The sequence below is a fragment of the Streptomyces sp. CAU 1734 genome, from assembly GCF_039888735.1.
GTDB lineage: Bacteria > Actinomycetota > Actinomycetes > Streptomycetales > Streptomycetaceae > Streptomyces.
Genome location: NZ_JBDQQP010000023.1, coordinates 30111 through 46275, shown reverse-complemented (window position 1 = coordinate 46275; position 16165 = coordinate 30111). Strand labels below are relative to the sequence as shown.

Here is a 16165-nt window from a genome sequence, read left to right as displayed (position 1 = left end):
CGCTGAGCGGCAGCACATCTGATCGACCCTGAAGAAGGTGAGTTACCAAATGTCGCAATCGGACTCCGTGCCGTCGGCTGAATACGGAGCGGCGGTGGAGAGTCTGGCCGTGCGCCTGCTCGCTGCGCTGCGAGGCACCGGGGATTTCCCGGGTCTGGCGGCGCATGTGGACAGCGCGGCGGACACCAAGGCGGCATTGGCCGCGGTGCGGGTGCTGGGCCCTGATGTCTTCGCACCCGCGCTGTTGGCCTCCGTACGCTTCGGCCCGGACGACCGGGATGTGGTGTACGAGGCGCTGAGCGTCTTCCCGAGCGCTCCCGACGACCCCCCTGAAGTGGCTTGCCTCGCGCAGGCGACCACCGCGCTCCTGATCCGGTACGGCGCGGGCGCCGCCGGTATCCCGGACCCGGCGAGCGGCGAGTCGGCGCCGGTCCTGCCCGAGATCTCGCACTGGCGGGCGTGGGCGCAGCGGATCGCGCGGCTCTCCCCGATGGCGCTGCCCGGGATCGAGAGCCCGGTGATCACCGACGCCGGCCTGCGGGTCCTCGCGCTCAAGCGCGGGCTGGCCCGCTCGATGCTGCGGCGCGACTACCCCACGGCCGCGCGGCTGGCCCGCTGGGCGGCCCTGGTCCAGAGCCGGGAGGGCGCGCTGCCGGGTATCGACATCGAGCCCGTGGTGGAGCACCTGGAATTGTGCGGCGCCGTCGGCGCCAGAACCGTATTGGACACCGAGATCGCCGCGCGCCTCATCGCCGGGCGCGGGGCACGGAGAGGGGACGGCGCGTGAGCACGTCGACCGGAGCACCGGCGACCCGCCGGCAGATCGCACATCAGGTGGCCACCCGGTCGCTCGCCTGGCTGCATGCCAACCGGGACAGCGGTGCGATGCCGCCGGAATCCACCGAAGTACTCGCCGACCCGGACGGCTTCTACAAGCCGCTCGGGGAGCTGGCGCTGGCGTCGTCGCTGGTCCTGCGCGAGGGCATGGCCTCGGCGAGCGAGCAGCAGCAGGCGCGGGATCTGCTCGACTTCTCCTGGGGGCAGCTGGGCCACGGCGATCTGCTCTACGAACGGCAGATCCGGTTCCCGATGATGACCGACCCGCTGGAGATGTACACCCACTTCGCCCGGGTCGGCTATAGGCACGACCGGCTCGACAAGCTGGTGCGCCATCTCGGCTCGCTCGCCTCGCACCGGGGCGCGGAGATGATTCCCAACCGCCGGATGGCGGTGGCGAACGCCGCCCGGGTGGCAGGAATCGAGCGCCAGGCCGACTGGACCTCGATGATGGAGGCGACCTGGCTGGGGCACACCCCCGAGCCGTGGATGATCGACTGGATGACGGCGTACTGCATGACCCACACCGTCTTCCACGCCACCGACTGGGGCGCGGAGCCGCAGGGGCTGCCGCCGAGGGTGCGGGATTATCTGGTCGACTGGCTGCCGGTGTGGATGGACGCCTGGGCGGAGATCGAGGAGTGGGATCTGCTCGCCGAGCTGATCATCGTGGACGCCTGCCTGCCCCAGCCGCAGTGCGAGGCGGAGTTCTGGGAGCGGCTGGCCGGCGCCCAGCATCCGGACGGGCTGCTGCCGCGCGACGGGCATCCGATCGACGACGACCCGACCCAGTCGTATCTGGACAACCGGCACACCTCGATCGTGGCGATCGTGGCCGGCACCCTCGCGCTCTCCCGGCTCGGCGACACCGTTGTGCGCTGATCGGGCCCTGTCGCCGGCCGCGCTGCTCCAACAGGTCGCGGACGCCGCCCCCCGCCGTGCCGCCACCGTGATCGCGGTGGACAGGGCGGGGGAGGAGACCGTCCACTGCCGGGGATTCACCGACGGCACGCGCGCCGAGGCCGTCACCGACCGGACCAGATTCGAACTCGGCTCCGCCACCAAGACCTTCACGGCGCTGCTCTTCGCCGACATGGCCGCCCGCGGCAGGGTGGGGCTGGACGATCCGCTCAGCTCGCGGGTGCCGGAGTGGGCCCTGCCGAGGGGGGCCGCGGCGGAGAGCATCACCCTGGAGCATCTGGCGACCCACACCTCGGGTCTGCCGCGGCTGCCACCGGGGCTGTTGCGCACCGCGCTGCCCGGCTGGACCAGCAACCCCTATGGGCGGTATCCGCCGCAGCGGCTGCTGAAGTCGCTGGCGCGGAGCCGGGTCCGGCGCGCTCCGGGGACCCGGGTGCACTACTCCAACTTCGGGGTGGGGCTGCTCGGCCAGCTCCTCGCCGAGCAGGGCGGCACCGGTTACGGCGCCCTGCTGCGGGCCCAGGTGCTGGATCCGCTGGGGCTCGCCGACACCACATCCGACCCCGCCGAACCGCAGGCCACCGGCCACTGGCACGGCCGGCCCCGGCCGCCCTTCGTCATCCCGGGGCTGCCGGGCGCGGGGGTGCTCCGCTCCAGCGCCCGCGATCTGCTGCACTATCTGCGCTGCCACATCGCGCCGGACAGCCACCCGGGCGAGGGTGCCGGGGTCGCGCTGCGCGCCGCGCTGGACGAGGTCACCCGGGCGCGCCCGCGTGCTCAGGGCGGTCCCGCGCTCCCCCTGAGCTGGTTCCACCACGAGACACCGGACCGCCAGATCTACTACCACGGGGGCGCGACCCGCGGTTTCACCACCTTCATCGGCTTCAGCCGGGATCCGGCGGTCGCGGTGGTGGCGCTCACCAACACCATGCCCAATCTGCGGCTGCGCTTCATGAACGCGGCTCAGGATCTGCTCTGCGGTCTTGCCCGCAGACCGCCGGCCGGCTGACCCGGCGGCCGGATCCCGCCCGCACCGTACGCACAGCTCTTTCGCCCAGCCCTCGCGCACCGCGAAAAGCCCGATGGGGCCGACAGCATCCGCTGTCGGCCCCATCGGGCTGCGTCACTTCGGCACCCGGCATGCGGCGAGCGGTGCCGCGCGCCGGGACGGAGCCGGGGAGCCGGGGGGTCGGCTCAGAGAACGCGGACCGCGCCGGTCGCCGGGTAGCCCGACAGATCCTGGATGACAACACCCTTGGCGGGGTTCGCGGCGTCCAGGTACTGACCGCCGCCGATGTAGACACCGGTGTGGTACGCGTTGCCCTTGGCACCCCAGTAAAGGATGTCGCCGACCTGGAGGTTGGAGGTGCCGACCTCGCGACCCACGGTCGACTGCGCCTGGGAGACCCGGGGGAGGTCGATGTTGACCTGGCGGAAGGCGGCCTGGACCAGGCTGGAGCAGTCCCAGGAGTTGGGGCCGGTGGCACCCATGACATACGCGTCCCCGACCTGCGCCTTGAGGAAGGCGATGACCGTGCCGACGGAGCCGGACGGGGTCTGGGAGTTCGAGGAGGAGCCACCGCCGGAGTTGTTGCCGGCGGGCGCGGTGAGCGAGGTGCGGTCGGCGGTGCGGGAGGCGCGCTCGGCGGCCTCGCGCTCGCGCTTCTTCTCCGCGGCCTTGGCGGCCTCGGCCTCGCGGACGGCCTCGGCCTTCGCGGCCTTGGCGTCCTTGGCGGCCTTCTTCGCGGCGGTCTCCTCCAGGGTGTCCAGCTGCTGGTCGAAGACGGCCTGCTGCTGGGTCTGGGCGGAGTGCGCGATGGTCTGGGAGAGGCCCTCGGGGTTGATCGTGGGCATCTCAATGGTCTCGGTCACCGGGTCGGCGTTGGCCGGTCCGGCGGCTCCGGCCACTGCGATGGTGCTGAGAACGCCACCGGCGACTCCGGCCCGGAGTGCCATGGCGGAAGCGCTCCGGCGACGGGGCTTCCGGTGGCTGGGTATGTGAGCGGTGTGGGGCATAAGGACAACCGCTATCAGCCATCCATAGTTCCCGACAAGAAACGTGTGTTGCGCCACAGTTACGATCGGAATAATCCAATCCGCTTTCCATGGGCCTTTATTGACGCCCTAACGGGCAATTCGGACACCGATGATCATGGGTGTGATCATGGAGTTCCGGAAAAAAGTCCGAATTGCCGGACGCCTACCACTCCTTCGAACCGATGGCCAAGCCCGCGTTTTTGGGCAGGGTTCGAATGTGACGCAGGTCACAGAGTGATCACGAGCTGAGTGGGCGGGGCGAGTTGAGCTGATCTTTCGTCAGAAACTCGCGCGGGCGGGATCGCGCCGACGTGGAGCCCGGGGGCGGCCCGGGAGGGGCCGCTACAGTCCGTGCCCAATTACATCACGACTGTCATCGGCGGTCCGCCCGTCCGCCGGGTCCGTCATATGAGTTCCGGACACCCGGGCGCATGATCGACCGGATTGTGTTCCGGCGTCCGCCATGACGTCCCGCCCCGCGCGTCCGGTGCGGCTCCGCTCCGGACGGGATTCCGCACCCCGCGCCGTCCGCCCGTGCGGCCCGGCCCGCGATCGGCCCGGCGGCGCCGGCTCCGTACACGCGCCGGGTCGAGGACCGCCGCCGCGCTTCCGCCCCGTGCCCCCGGTCCGCGACCGTCCCCGGCCGCATCCGTATCCGTATCCATGCGCGCATCCGTGCCGGTGCCGGTGCCGGAGGCCGGTGCCGGCACCGGAGGCCGGTGTCCGGAAGTCGCATCCGATATCCGAATCCGCGGCGGCCGGGCCCGCGATCCGGTCCGCGAACGGGCTCGTGATCGCGCTCACGCACTGCCCGCCACCCGCCCCGGCCGGCGTTCTCCGCCGGCCGCTCGCGAAGGTGCCGTTTAGTGAGGCAAGCCTAACTATCATCCGTCGCGGTCCATTGCGAATTTGCCCCCGCGCGCTATGTCTTGATATAGCGCGAACCGCTTCCACCAGCGAAAACGCCCGATGCCGTCACTTCTGGTGACCAACTGCGCGCTTCACGTATGAAGATCGTCTCCACTCCCGCTCGACCCGCCTTCAACGGGTGGTGGAGATCACAAGGACGGTTACCGACCCCGTGTCGCAGATCACAGACCGACAGGCATAGGATGCACGGCAGTCGGGCTTGTGAACTGCCTCACATGAACACGATCTTCGAGGCGGAACGGTAGACGCCCGGTGCGGTCCAACACGGTCAAGGACGACTGGAAGGAGCGAGGAGGGTGAATGCTTACGCGCCCATCCTTGTACTCGGCGCCCTAGGGGCAGGGTTTGCGATCTTCTCCGTGGTCATGGCCACGCTAATCGGCCCCAAGCGCTACAACCGGGCAAAGCAGGAGGCGTACGAGTGCGGCATCGAGCCCACTCCGACGCCCGCCGGCGGCGGCCGCTTTCCTATCAAGTACTACCTGACGGCGATGCTCTTCATCATTTTCGACATCGAGATCGTCTTCCTCTACCCCTGGGCGGTCAGCTTCGACGCCCTGGGGCTTTTCGGGCTCGTGGAGATGTTGCTCTTCGTGCTCACCGTCTTCGTCGCCTATGCGTATGTGTGGCGGCGCGGCGGCCTGGAATGGGACTGAGGGGCTGAGAGGCACCAATGGGACTCGAAGAGAAGCTGCCGAGCGGATTTCTGCTCACCACGGTCGAACAGGCCGCGGGCTGGGTGCGCAAGTCATCCGTCTTCCCGGCCACATTCGGGCTGGCGTGCTGCGCCATCGAGATGATGACGACCGGCGCCGGCCGCTATGACCTCGCCCGCTTCGGCATGGAGGTCTTCCGCGGCTCGCCGCGCCAGGCCGATCTGATGATCGTGGCGGGCCGGGTCAGCCAGAAGATGGCACCCGTGCTCCGGCAGGTCTATGACCAGATGCCCAACCCCAAGTGGGTCATCTCCATGGGGGTTTGCGCCTCCTCCGGCGGCATGTTCAACAACTACGCGATCGTGCAGGGCGTCGACCATGTCGTCCCCGTCGACATCTACCTGCCCGGCTGCCCGCCGCGTCCGGAGATGCTGCTGGACGCGATCCTGAAGCTCCACCAGAAGATCCAGGGCTCCAAGCTCGGGGTGAACGCGGAGGAAGCCGCCCGCGAGGCGGAGGAAGCCGCGCTCAAGGCGCTGCCCACCATCGAGATGAAGGGGCTGCTCCGGTGAGCGAGACAGCAATGGCCGCCGCCGGCTGTACGGGCACGGATCCGGCGGCCCGCGCCGCCGGTCCGGCGCACCGCACCGCACCGCACCGCCGCGCGGGCGCGGACGGGGGCACCGCCCAGGCGCCGGCGCCGGGGAAGAACGAAGAGGTACAGGCATGACGGATCAGCCGAACCCCGAGAAGGAACTCAGCGAGCAGAATCTGCCGGGGCAGCGGGGCGATCACGGCGAGGAGATCCGCGTCCAGCGCGGCATGTTCGGCGCCAACAACGGCGGCGACACCTCCGGTTACGGCGGCCTGGTCCGCTCCGTACGGATGCCGGGCCCCGCGGCCCGCCCCTACGGCGGCTGGTTCGACGAGGTCGCCGACGAGCTGGAGGGCGCGCTGGAGGAGCAGGGCCTCGTCCCCGAGAACGCCATCGTCAGAACGGTGGTCGACCGGGGCGAGCTGACCTTCCACATCGAGCGCGAACATCTGCTCACGGTCGCCCTCACCCTGCGGAACGACCCGGCGCTCCGGTTCGAACTCTGCACCGGCGTCAGCGGGGTGCACTACCCCGACGACAAGGGCCGTGAACTGCGCGCCGTCTACCATCTGCGCTCGCTCACCCACGGCCGGCTGATCCGGCTGGAGGTCTCCGCCCCCGACGCGGACCCGCACATCCCGTCACTGGTCACGGTCTATCCCACCAATGACTGGCACGAGCGCGAGACCTACGACTTCTTCGGCCTCGTCTTCGACGGCCACCCCGCCCTCACCCGGATCATGATGCCGGACGACTGGCAGGGCTTCCCGCAGCGCAAGGACTACCCCCTCGGCGGCATCGCCATCGAGTACAAGGGCGCCCAGATCCCGGCACCGGACCAGCGGAGGTCGTACAGCTGATGTCCACATCACACGCTTCCGCGCGCGACACCACCGAGGGCACCGTCTACACGGTCACCGGAGGCGACTGGGACGAGGTCGTCCAGAGCGCCGTCAAGGCCGACGACGAGCGCATCGTCGTCAACATGGGCCCTCAGCACCCCTCCACCCACGGAGTGCTCCGGCTCATCCTGGAGATCGACGGCGAGACCGTCACCGAGGCCCGCTGCGGCATCGGCTACCTCCACACCGGTATCGAGAAGAATCTCGAATACCGCACCTGGACCCAGGGCACCACCTTCGTCACGCGCATGGACTACCTGACGCCCTTCTTCAACGAGGCCGCCTACTGCCTCGCCGTGGAGAAGCTGCTCGGCATCGAGGACCAGATCCCCGACCGGGCCACCGTCATCCGCGTCCTGCTGATGGAGCTCAACCGGCTCTCCTCCCACCTGGTGTGCATCGCCACCGGCGGCATGGAGCTCGGCGCCACCACGATCATGATCTACGGCTTCCGCGATCGTGAACTCATTCTCGATCTGTACGAGCTCATCACCGGCCTGCGGATGAACCACGCGTACATCCGGCCCGGCGGACTCGCCCAGGACCTGCCCGCCGGCACGGTGGACCAGCTCCGCGAGTTCGTGAAGACCATGAAGAAGAACCTGCCGGAGTACGACAAGCTCGCCACCGGCAACCCCATCTTCAAGGCCCGTATGCAGGACATCGGCTATCTCGACCTCACCGGCTGCATGGCGCTCGGCGCCACCGGACCGGTCCTGCGCTCCGCCGGGCTCGCCCACGATCTGCGCAAGACCGACCCGTACTGCGGCTACGAGACCTACGACTTCGAGATCCCGACCGCCGACACCTGCGACTCCTACGGCCGTTTCCTCATCCGGCTGGAGGAGATGCGCCAGTCGCTGCGGATCATCGAGCAGTGCGTCGACCGGCTGGAGCCGGGACCGGTGATGGTCGCCGACAAGAAGATCGCCTGGCCCGCGCAGCTCGCCCACGGCCCGGACGGACTCGGCAACTCCCTCGACCACATCCGGAAGATCATGGGCACCTCGATGGAGGCCCTGATCCACCACTTCAAGCTGGTCACCGAGGGCTTCCGGGTCCCCGCCGGACAGGTGTACGCGGCCGTCGAGTCCCCCAAGGGCGAGCTCGGCGCCCATGTCGTCTCCGACGGCGGCACCCGTCCCTACCGGGTCCACTTCCGCGACCCGTCCTTCACCAACCTCCAGGCCATGGCCGCGATGTGCGAGGGCGGCCAGATCGCCGATGTCATCGTCGCCGTGGCTTCCATCGACCCCGTGATGGGAGGCGTGGACCGATGAACGCACAGCCGACTCAGCCGGCTCGGCCCGGTCAGGAGGTGGCGCTGGGCATGCCCCGGCTCCCCGCCCCCGACTACCCGGCCGAGGTGCGCGCCAGACTGGAGACGGACGCCAAGGAAGTCATCTCCCGGTACCCCGACTCCCGCTCCGCGCTGCTGCCGCTGCTCCACCTCGTCCAGTCCGAGGAGGGGTACGTCACCCGGACCGGGATGCGGTTCTGCGCCGAGATGCTCGATCTGACGACCGCCGAGGTCACCGCGGTCGCCACCTTCTACACCATGTACCGGCGCAAGCCCTCCGGCGACTACCAGGTCGGGGTCTGCACCAACAGCCTCTGCGCGGTCATGGGCGGCGACGCCATCTTCGACGACCTCAAGGAACACCTCGGTGTCGGCAACAACGAGACCACCGAGGACGGCAAGGTCACCCTTGAGCACATCGAGTGCAACGCGGCCTGCGACTTCGCCCCCGTGGTGATGGTGAACTGGGAGTTCTTCGACAACCAGACACCGCAGTCGGCCCGGCGCATCGTGGACGACCTGCGCGCGGGACGCCCGGTGCAGCCCACCCGCGGCGCTCCCCTGTGCACCTTCAAGGAGACCGCGCGGATCCTCGCCGGCTTCCCCGACGAGCGCCCCGGCGCCGTCGAGGGCGGCGGCGGCGCCGGCCCGGCCTCCCTCATCGGACTCCGTCTCGCCAAGGGCGAGGCGATCCCCGCCCGGGTGGTCTCCCCGCGCGGCGAGACCCCGGCGGCCCCGGCCGGGACCGTGCCGGGCGACGCCGCGGACACCGGGCAGCGGCACCACCTCAGCTCGCACGACGCACCGCAGAAGACGGCCGACTCCGACCCGCACCACCCGTCCGGGCCGGTCACCGAGGAGGGGGAGTGATGACCTTGTCCACCGAATACGGCGGCGACGCCGGGCCCGGGACCGGTGCGGAAGCGAGCCCCGAGAAACTGCTCGCCCCCGTCCTCTCCGCCTTCTGGGACGACGAGCGCTCCTGGACCCTGGACACCTACCGCCGCAACGAGGGCTACGAGGGACTGCGCAAAGCCCTCGCCATGGCCCCCGACGACCTGATCGCCTACGTCAAGGAATCGGGTCTGCGCGGCCGCGGCGGCGCCGGCTTCCCCACCGGGATGAAGTGGCAGTTCATCCCCCAGGGAGACGGCAAGCCCCACTATCTTGTTGTCAACGCCGACGAATCGGAGCCCGGGACCTGCAAGGACATCCCGCTCCTCTTCGCGAACCCGCATTCCCTCATCGAGGGGATGATCATCGCCTGTTACGCGATCCGCTCCAGCCATGCCTTCATCTACCTGCGCGGTGAGGTCGTCCCCGTACTGCGGCGGCTGCACGAAGCCGTCCGCGAGGCGTACGAGGCCGGACTCCTCGGCAAGGACATCCTCGGCAGCGGACTCGACCTCGACATCACGGTGCACGCGGGCGCGGGCGCGTACATCTGCGGCGAGGAGACCGCGCTGCTGGACTCCCTGGAAGGGCGGCGCGGCCAGCCCCGGCTGCGACCTCCCTTCCCCGCGGTCGCCGGTCTGTACGCCTGCCCCACTGTGGTGAACAACGTCGAATCGATCGCCTCGGTTCCCGCGATCCTGCTCCGCGGAAAAGACTGGTTCAAGTCGATGGGAAGCGAGCGGTCGCCCGGCTTCACGCTCTACTCCCTCAGCGGCCATGTCGCCGCACCCGGCCAGTACGAGGGCCCCCTCGGGCTCACCCTGCGCCAGCTCCTCGACATGGGCGGCGGCATGCGCCCCGGCCACCGTCTGAAGTTCTGGACACCGGGCGGCTCCTCCAGCCCGCTGCTCACCGACGCCCACCTCGATGTCCCGCTCGACTACGAGGCCGTCGGAGCCGCCGGCTCCCTGCTCGGCACCAAGGCGCTCCAGTGCTTCGACGAGACCACCTGTGTGGTGCGCGCCGTCACCCGCTGGACCGAGTTCTACGCCCATGAATCCTGCGGCAAGTGCACCCCCTGCCGCGAAGGCACCTACTGGCTCGTCCAGTTGATGCGGGACATGGAGGCCGGCCACGGCCTCATGTCCGACCTGGACAAGCTCGTGGACATCGCGGAGAACATCGACGGCAAGTCGTTCTGCGCACTCGGCGACGGCGCCGCCGCCCCGATCATCTCCTCGCTCAAGTACTTCCGCGAGGAGTACGAACAGCACATCACCGGCAGAGGCTGCCCCTTCGACCCGGCCAAGTCGACCGCTTGGGCCGATCACCGCACGGAGGTGAACGCATGACTGTGACCACCAGCGCTCCCTCCGGGGGCGGGGAGGCGGCGGTCCCGCCCGAGGACCTGGTCTCGCTGACCATCGACGGCGCCGAGATCAGCGTGCCCAAGGGCACCCTGGTCATCCGCGCCGCCGAACTCCTCGGCATCGAGATCCCCCGGTTCTGCGACCACCCTCTCCTCGACCCGGCCGGCGCCTGCCGCCAGTGCATCGTCGAAGTCGAGGGCCAGCGCAAGCCGATGGCCTCCTGCACCATCACCTGCACCGACGGCATGGTCGTCAAGTCCCAGCTCTCCTCGCCCGTCGCCGAGAAGGCGCAGAAGGGCGTGATGGAGCTGCTGCTGATCAACCATCCGCTCGACTGTCCGGTCTGCGACAAGGGCGGCGAGTGCCCCCTCCAGAACCAGGCCATGTCCCACGGCGGCCCGGAATCCCGGTTCGAGGGAAAGAAGCGGACCTTCGAGAAGCCGGTACCGATCTCCACCCAGGTACTGCTCGACCGCGAGCGGTGCGTGCTCTGCGCCCGCTGCACCCGCTTCTCCAACCAGATCGCCGGCGACCCGATGATCGAACTCCTGGAGCGCGGCGCGCTCCAGCAGGTCGGCACCGGCGAGGGCGTTCCCTTCGAGTCGTACTTCTCCGGCAACACCATCCAGATCTGCCCGGTCGGCGCGCTCACCTCGGCCGCGTACCGCTTCCGCTCCCGCCCCTTCGACCTGGTCTCCTCGCCCAGCGTCTGCGAGCACTGCTCCGGCGGCTGCGCCACCCGCACCGACCACCGGCGCGGCAAGGTCCTGCGGAAGCTCGCCGCCGACGACCCGCAGGTCAACGAGGAATGGATCTGCGACAAGGGGAGGTTCGGCTTCCGCTACGCCCAGCAGCGCGACCGCCTCACCACCCCGCTGGTCCGCGACGCCGCCGGAGTCCTCCAGCCGGCGAGCTGGCCCGAGGCGCTGGCCGCCGCGGCCGCCGGACTGACCGCCGCCCGCGGCCGGACCGGAGTCCTGGCCGGCGGCCGGCTCACCGTCGAGGACGCCTACGCCTACGCCAAGTTCGCCCGGGTCGCGCTCGACACCAATGACATCGACTTCCGGGCCCGGGCGCACTCCGGCGAGGAGGCCGACTTCCTCGCCGCCCGTGTCGCGGGCAAGGGCTGGGACCTCGGCGGCGGAGCGGGGGTCACCTACTCCGTACTGGAGCGGGCCCCCGCCGTACTCCTGGTCGGCTTCGAGTCCGAGGAGGAGGCCCCCGGCGTCTTCCTGCGACTGCGCAAGGCCCACCGCAAGCACGGCCAGCGCACCTTCGCCCTCGCCACCCACGCCACCCGCGGCCTGGAGAAGGCGGGCGGCACCCTGCTCCCCGCCGCACCCGGCACCGAGACCGAATGGCTGGACGCCCTCAGCGGCACCATCGGACTCGACGAGAAGGGCGCCGCCGCGGCGGAGGCACTCCGCGCCGACGGCGCCGTGATCATCGTCGGCGAGCGCCTCGCGGCCGTGCCCGGCGGCCTCACCGCCGCCGTCCGCACCGCCACCGCCACCGGCGCCCGCCTGGTGTGGATCCCGCGCCGGGCCGGTGAGCGCGGCGCCGTCGAAGCCGGCGCCATCCCCTCGCTGCTCCCCGGCGGCCGTCCGGCCACCGACCCGGCGGCCCGCGAGGAGACCGCCGAGATCTGGCGGGTACGCGAACTCCCCACCCGGTACGGACGCGACACCGGCCAGATCGTGGCCGCCGCGGCCGACGGCGAACTCGGCGCCCTGCTGGTCGCCGGAGTGGAGATCGCGGACCTGCCCGACCCGGCCCGCGCCCGCGAGGCGCTCGACGCGGTCGGCTTCCTGGTCTCCCTGGAACTGCGGCCGAGCGAGGTCACCGACCGCGCCGATGTCGTCTTCCCGGTCGCGGCCGTCGCCGAGAAGTCCGGCACCTTCCTCAACTGGGAGGGCAGGGCCCGGATGTTCGAGGCGGCCCTGAAGCCCGAGCAGATGACCCGGCCGCTCGCCCCGGGCGACGCCCGGGTGCTGCACATGCTCGCGGACCACATGGACGTCTTCTTCGGACTCCCCGATGTCACCGCCGTGCGGCGGGAGATCGACCGCCTCGGCACCTGGCGGGGAGCCGGGGCGGGCGAGCCCATGGAATCCGCCCGTCCGCTGCCCCGCGCGGGCGAGGGCGAGGCAGTGCTCGCCGGTCACCGGCTCCTGCTCGACCAGGGTCTGCTCCAGCAGGGGGACAGCGCGCTGGCGGGCACCCGTCACCCCGCCGTCGCCCGGCTCTCCGCCGCCACCGCGGCCGAAACCGGCGTCAAGGACGGCGGCGAGCTCGCCGTGACCGGCCCCGCCGGCACCGTACGGCTGCCGCTCCAGGTCACCGAGATGCCCGACCGCGTGGTCTGGCTGCCGCTCAACTCCACCGGCGGCGGTGTCGCCTCCGACACCGGGGCCGTCCCCGGACAGCTGGTCCGCATCGGTCCGGCGCCGGCCCCGCAGGACGGCGCCGCCACCCAAGCGCCGGAGGTGCGCTCATGATCTCCGAGGCATACGCGGCCGGGGGCCATGCCGTCCTCGCCGCCGAGGATCTGTCGCTGTTCGGCCGCGACCCCTGGTGGCTCGTCGCGATCAAGGCCGTCTTCTGCTTCGCCTTCCTCATGGTCACCGTGCTGCTCTCGATCGTCTGGGAGCGCAAGGTCGTGGCCTGGATGCAGCTGCGCATCGGCCCCAACCGGCACGGCCCCTGGGGCATGCTCCAGTCCCTCGCCGACGGCATCAAGCTGATGCTGAAGGAGGACCTGGTCGTCAAGCGGGCGGACAAGGTCGTCTACATCCTCGCCCCGATCATCGCCGCTGCCCCCGCCTTCATGGCCATCGCGGTCATCCCCTTCGGACCGGCGGGCAACGAGGTCTCGATCTTCGGCCAGCGCACCACGATGCAGCTGACCGACCTGCCGATCGCGATGCTCTACGTCCTGGCCATCGCCTCGGTCGGCATCTACGGCATCGTCCTGGCGGGCTGGTCCTCCGGCTCCACCTATCCGCTGCTCGGCGGGCTCCGCTCCTGCGCCCAGATGATCTCCTACGAGATCGCCATGGGCGCCGCCTTCGCCTCGGTCTTCCTCTACTCCGGATCGATGTCGACCTCGGCGATCGTGGAGGCACAGGCCGACCGCTGGTTCGTGATCCTGCTGCCGGTCTCCTTCATCATCTATGTGATCACCATGGTCGGCGAGACCAACCGGGCGCCGTTCGACATGCCCGAGTCCGAGGGCGACCTGGTCGGCGGCTTCAACACCGAGTACAGCTCGATCAAGTTCGCGATGTTCATGCTGGCCGAGTACGTCAACATGGTCACCGTCTCCGCGGTCTCGGTCACCCTCTTCCTCGGCGGCTGGCGCGCCCCCTGGCCCATCTCCACCTTCTGGGAGGGCGCGAACCACGGCTGGTGGCCGATGCTCTGGTTCGTCCTCAAGGTGCAGCTGCTGCTCTTCTTCTTCATCTGGCTGCGCGGCACCCTCCCGCGGGTCCGCTACGACCAGCTGATGAAGCTCGGCTGGAAGGTCCTCATCCCCGTCTCGCTGGTCTGGCTGATGCTGGTCGCGACCGTGCGGGCGCTGCGGAACGAGAACTACGACTTCCAGTCGATCCTGCTGTACGTGGGCGGCGCGGTCATCGCCGTACTGCTGCTGTCCTTCGTCGCGGACATGTTCCGCGGCAGAAAGGACCGGGAGGAGGAGGCCGCCAAGGAACCGCCCGCGGCCTTCGACCCGATGGCGGGCGGATTCCCCGTACCGCCGCTGCCCGGGCAGACCCTGCCGCCCGTGCCGCGCAGGCGTCCGCGCCGGGAGCGCGAGCTGATTGTCAGTGGCGGCCCCAATACTGAGGGTGACGGTTCGAGTAACGGAAAGGAGGCTGACGGTGTCTGACGGATCGGAGAGTTCGTTCCAGAACCCGGTTGCCGGCTTCGGCGTGACCTTCAAGGCCATGTTCAAGAAGCGGCTGACCGAGCAGTACCCGGAGCAGCAGAAGGTCACGGCGCCGCGCTTCCACGGCCGGCATCAGCTCAACCGTCATCCGGACGGGCTGGAGAAGTGCATCGGCTGCGAGCTGTGCGCCTGGGCCTGTCCCGCCGACGCCATCTATGTGGAGGGCGCCGACAACACCGAGGAGGAGCGCTACTCCCCGGGTGAGCGGTACGGCCGGGTCTACCAGATCAATTACGCGCGCTGCATTCTCTGCGGGCTCTGCATCGAGGCGTGCCCCACCCGGGCGCTCACGATGACCAATGAGTTCGAGCTGGCCGACAGCTCCCGGGAGAATCTGATCTACACCAAGGAGCAGCTGCTCGCCGGGCTCGACGAGGGCATGGTCGAGGCCCCGCACTCGATCTTCCCCGGCATGGACGACGGGGATTACTACCGGGGAGCGGTCACCGAGGCCGCGCCCGGCACCGTCCGGCAGGTCGCGGTCTCCAAGGGCGAGAAGCCCGAGTCGGACGAGGCCGGGCCCGCGGAGGGTCCCGGTGCGGGCGGCCCGGTCTCCCGGAAGGTGATCGGCGCATGAACATCCTTGCCGCGAGCACCACTTCGACGGGCGAGGCCGTGCAGTTCTGGGTGCTCGGCACCGTCGCGGTGATCGGCGCGCTCTGTACGATCCTGATGAAGCGGGCGGTGCACAGCGCACTCTGCCTCGCCGGGACCATGATCATTCTGGCGGTCTTCTACCTCGCCAACGGCGCCTACTTCCTCGGCGTCGTCCAGATCGTCGTCTACACCGGCGCGATCATGATGCTCTTCCTCTTCGTGGTCATGCTGGTCGGCGTCACCGCCGCCGATTCGCTCAAGGAGACGCTGAAGGGCCAGCGCTGGCTCGCCGCCCTCTGCGGAATCGGCTTCGGCGTGCTGCTCATCGCCGGAATCAGCAATGCCTCGCTGAAGAACTTCAACGGCCTGGGCGCCGCGAACACCGCGCACGGCGGCAATGTGGAGGGAATCGCCGCCCTGCTCTTCACCAAGTACGTCTTCGCCTTCGAGATCACCGGCGCGCTGCTGATCACCGCGGCCGTCGGTGCGATGGTGCTCACCCACCGGGAGCGCACCGAGCGCGCGAAGACCCAGCGCGAGCTGGCCGAGGAGCGTGTGCGCGAGGGCAAGCAGCTCCCGCCGCTGCCCGCCCCCGGTGTCTACGCCCGCCACAATGCCGTCGACATCGCCGGCCTGCTGCCCGACGGCACCCCCTCCGAGCTGACCGTGATCAGCACCCTGCGGGAGCGCGGCCAGGTCCGCGATGTGTCCGCCCGGGCGCTGGAGGATCTGCGCGCCCTGGAGCAGCGCTCGGAGGACCGGCTGGGCCGCAAGGGAGTCGAGGACCGCGACCCCGGTCCGCGCGACTCCGCACCCCGTGACTCCGGCACCGGCGATTCCACCGGCCGGGACGAAGAGGAGGCCAGTCGGTGAATCCGGTCAACTACCTCTATCTCGCCGCCCTCCTCTTCACCATCGGCGCCGCCGGTGTGCTGATCCGGCGGAACGCGATCGTGGTGTTCATGTGCGTGGAGCTGATGCTCAACGCCTGCAATCTCTCGCTGGTCGCGTTCTCCCGGATGCACGGCAATCTCGACGGCCAGATCATCGCCTTCTTCACGATGGTCGTGGCCGCCGCGGAGGTCGTGGTCGGGCTGGCGATCATCGTCTCCCTCTTCCGTTCCCGCCACTCGGCCTCGGTCGACGACGCCAGCCTGATGAAGCTGTGAGGGGCTGA

At 69.9% G+C, this 16165-nt stretch carries 16 protein-coding genes; 15 read left to right on the top strand and 1 reads right to left on the bottom strand.

Going from position 1 to position 16165, the window contains the following annotated elements:
* Window positions 1-49: 49 nt before the first annotated feature.
* Genes AAFN69_RS32270 through AAFN69_RS32260 form a run of 3 tightly spaced genes read left to right on the top strand, consistent with a single transcriptional unit; the run spans window position 50 to window position 2767 of the window.
* On the top strand, window positions 50-787 hold the full coding sequence (locus AAFN69_RS32270) for a hypothetical protein (protein ID WP_347732453.1): 738 nt from the start codon (window positions 50-52) through the stop codon (window positions 785-787).
* A complete protein-coding gene (locus tag AAFN69_RS32265) occupies window positions 784-1719 on the top strand; it encodes a hypothetical protein (protein ID WP_347732452.1) in 936 nt (311 codons plus the stop codon). Before AAFN69_RS32270 ends, AAFN69_RS32265 begins: the two co-directional genes overlap by 4 nt.
* Complete coding sequence (locus AAFN69_RS32260) at window positions 1709-2767, top strand: serine hydrolase domain-containing protein (protein ID WP_347732451.1); 1059 nt, start codon at window positions 1709-1711, stop codon at window positions 2765-2767. Before AAFN69_RS32265 ends, AAFN69_RS32260 begins: the two co-directional genes overlap by 11 nt.
* A gap of 185 nt (window positions 2768-2952) precedes the next feature.
* Here the strand turns inward: AAFN69_RS32260 and AAFN69_RS32255 are convergent, their stop codons facing one another.
* A complete protein-coding gene (locus AAFN69_RS32255; protein ID WP_347732450.1) occupies window positions 2953-3774 on the bottom strand; it encodes a C40 family peptidase in 822 nt (273 codons plus the stop codon).
* Between the two features lie 1247 nt (window positions 3775-5021).
* Between AAFN69_RS32255 and AAFN69_RS32250 the strand changes: the two genes are divergently transcribed.
* From AAFN69_RS32250 to nuoK, 12 genes are read left to right on the top strand one after another with little or no spacing between them, the layout of a single operon-like run.
* On the top strand, window positions 5022-5381 hold the full coding sequence (locus AAFN69_RS32250; RefSeq protein WP_347732449.1) for an NADH-quinone oxidoreductase subunit A: 360 nt from the start codon (window positions 5022-5024) through the stop codon (window positions 5379-5381).
* Window positions 5382-5398: 17 nt separating this feature from the next.
* Window positions 5399-5953, top strand: coding sequence for an NADH-quinone oxidoreductase subunit B family protein (locus AAFN69_RS32245; RefSeq protein WP_347732448.1), 555 nt, complete (start codon window positions 5399-5401; stop codon window positions 5951-5953).
* Window positions 5950-6111 (top strand): hypothetical protein, encoded by a 162-nt coding sequence (locus AAFN69_RS32240; RefSeq protein ID WP_347732447.1) that lies wholly within the window; start codon window positions 5950-5952, stop codon window positions 6109-6111. The genes AAFN69_RS32245 and AAFN69_RS32240 overlap by 4 nt, the downstream gene beginning before the upstream one ends.
* Window positions 6108-6836, top strand: a complete 729-nt coding sequence (locus AAFN69_RS32235) for an NADH-quinone oxidoreductase subunit C (RefSeq protein ID WP_347732446.1) — start codon at window positions 6108-6110, stop codon at window positions 6834-6836. Before AAFN69_RS32240 ends, AAFN69_RS32235 begins: the two co-directional genes overlap by 4 nt.
* Window positions 6836-8158, top strand: coding sequence for an NADH-quinone oxidoreductase subunit D (locus tag AAFN69_RS32230; RefSeq protein ID WP_347732445.1), 1323 nt, complete (start codon window positions 6836-6838; stop codon window positions 8156-8158). The genes AAFN69_RS32235 and AAFN69_RS32230 overlap by 1 nt, the downstream gene beginning before the upstream one ends.
* The gene (nuoE, locus tag AAFN69_RS32225) at window positions 8155-9048 is read left to right on the top strand and encodes an NADH-quinone oxidoreductase subunit NuoE (RefSeq protein ID WP_347732444.1); all 894 of its coding nucleotides are present in this window, start codon (window positions 8155-8157) and stop codon (window positions 9046-9048) included. Before AAFN69_RS32230 ends, nuoE begins: the two co-directional genes overlap by 4 nt.
* Complete coding sequence (nuoF, locus tag AAFN69_RS32220) at window positions 9048-10424, top strand: NADH-quinone oxidoreductase subunit NuoF (protein ID WP_347732443.1); 1377 nt, start codon at window positions 9048-9050, stop codon at window positions 10422-10424. The genes nuoE and nuoF overlap by 1 nt, the downstream gene beginning before the upstream one ends.
* Entirely contained in the window at window positions 10421-12940 is a 2520-nt protein-coding gene (locus tag AAFN69_RS32215; RefSeq protein WP_347732442.1) for an NADH-quinone oxidoreductase subunit G, read from the top strand. Before nuoF ends, AAFN69_RS32215 begins: the two co-directional genes overlap by 4 nt.
* Complete coding sequence (nuoH, locus tag AAFN69_RS32210) at window positions 12937-14331, top strand: NADH-quinone oxidoreductase subunit NuoH (protein WP_347732441.1); 1395 nt, start codon at window positions 12937-12939, stop codon at window positions 14329-14331. Before AAFN69_RS32215 ends, nuoH begins: the two co-directional genes overlap by 4 nt.
* Window positions 14324-14968: an NADH-quinone oxidoreductase subunit NuoI gene (gene nuoI, locus AAFN69_RS32205; RefSeq protein ID WP_347732440.1), complete on the top strand. Its 645-nt coding sequence runs from the start codon at window positions 14324-14326 to the stop codon at window positions 14966-14968. Before nuoH ends, nuoI begins: the two co-directional genes overlap by 8 nt.
* Complete coding sequence (locus tag AAFN69_RS32200) at window positions 14965-15861, top strand: NADH-quinone oxidoreductase subunit J (RefSeq protein WP_347732439.1); 897 nt, start codon at window positions 14965-14967, stop codon at window positions 15859-15861. Before nuoI ends, AAFN69_RS32200 begins: the two co-directional genes overlap by 4 nt.
* A complete protein-coding gene (gene nuoK, locus AAFN69_RS32195) occupies window positions 15858-16157 on the top strand; it encodes an NADH-quinone oxidoreductase subunit NuoK (RefSeq protein ID WP_347732438.1) in 300 nt (99 codons plus the stop codon). The genes AAFN69_RS32200 and nuoK overlap by 4 nt, the downstream gene beginning before the upstream one ends.
* Window positions 16158-16165 lie beyond the last annotated feature (8 nt).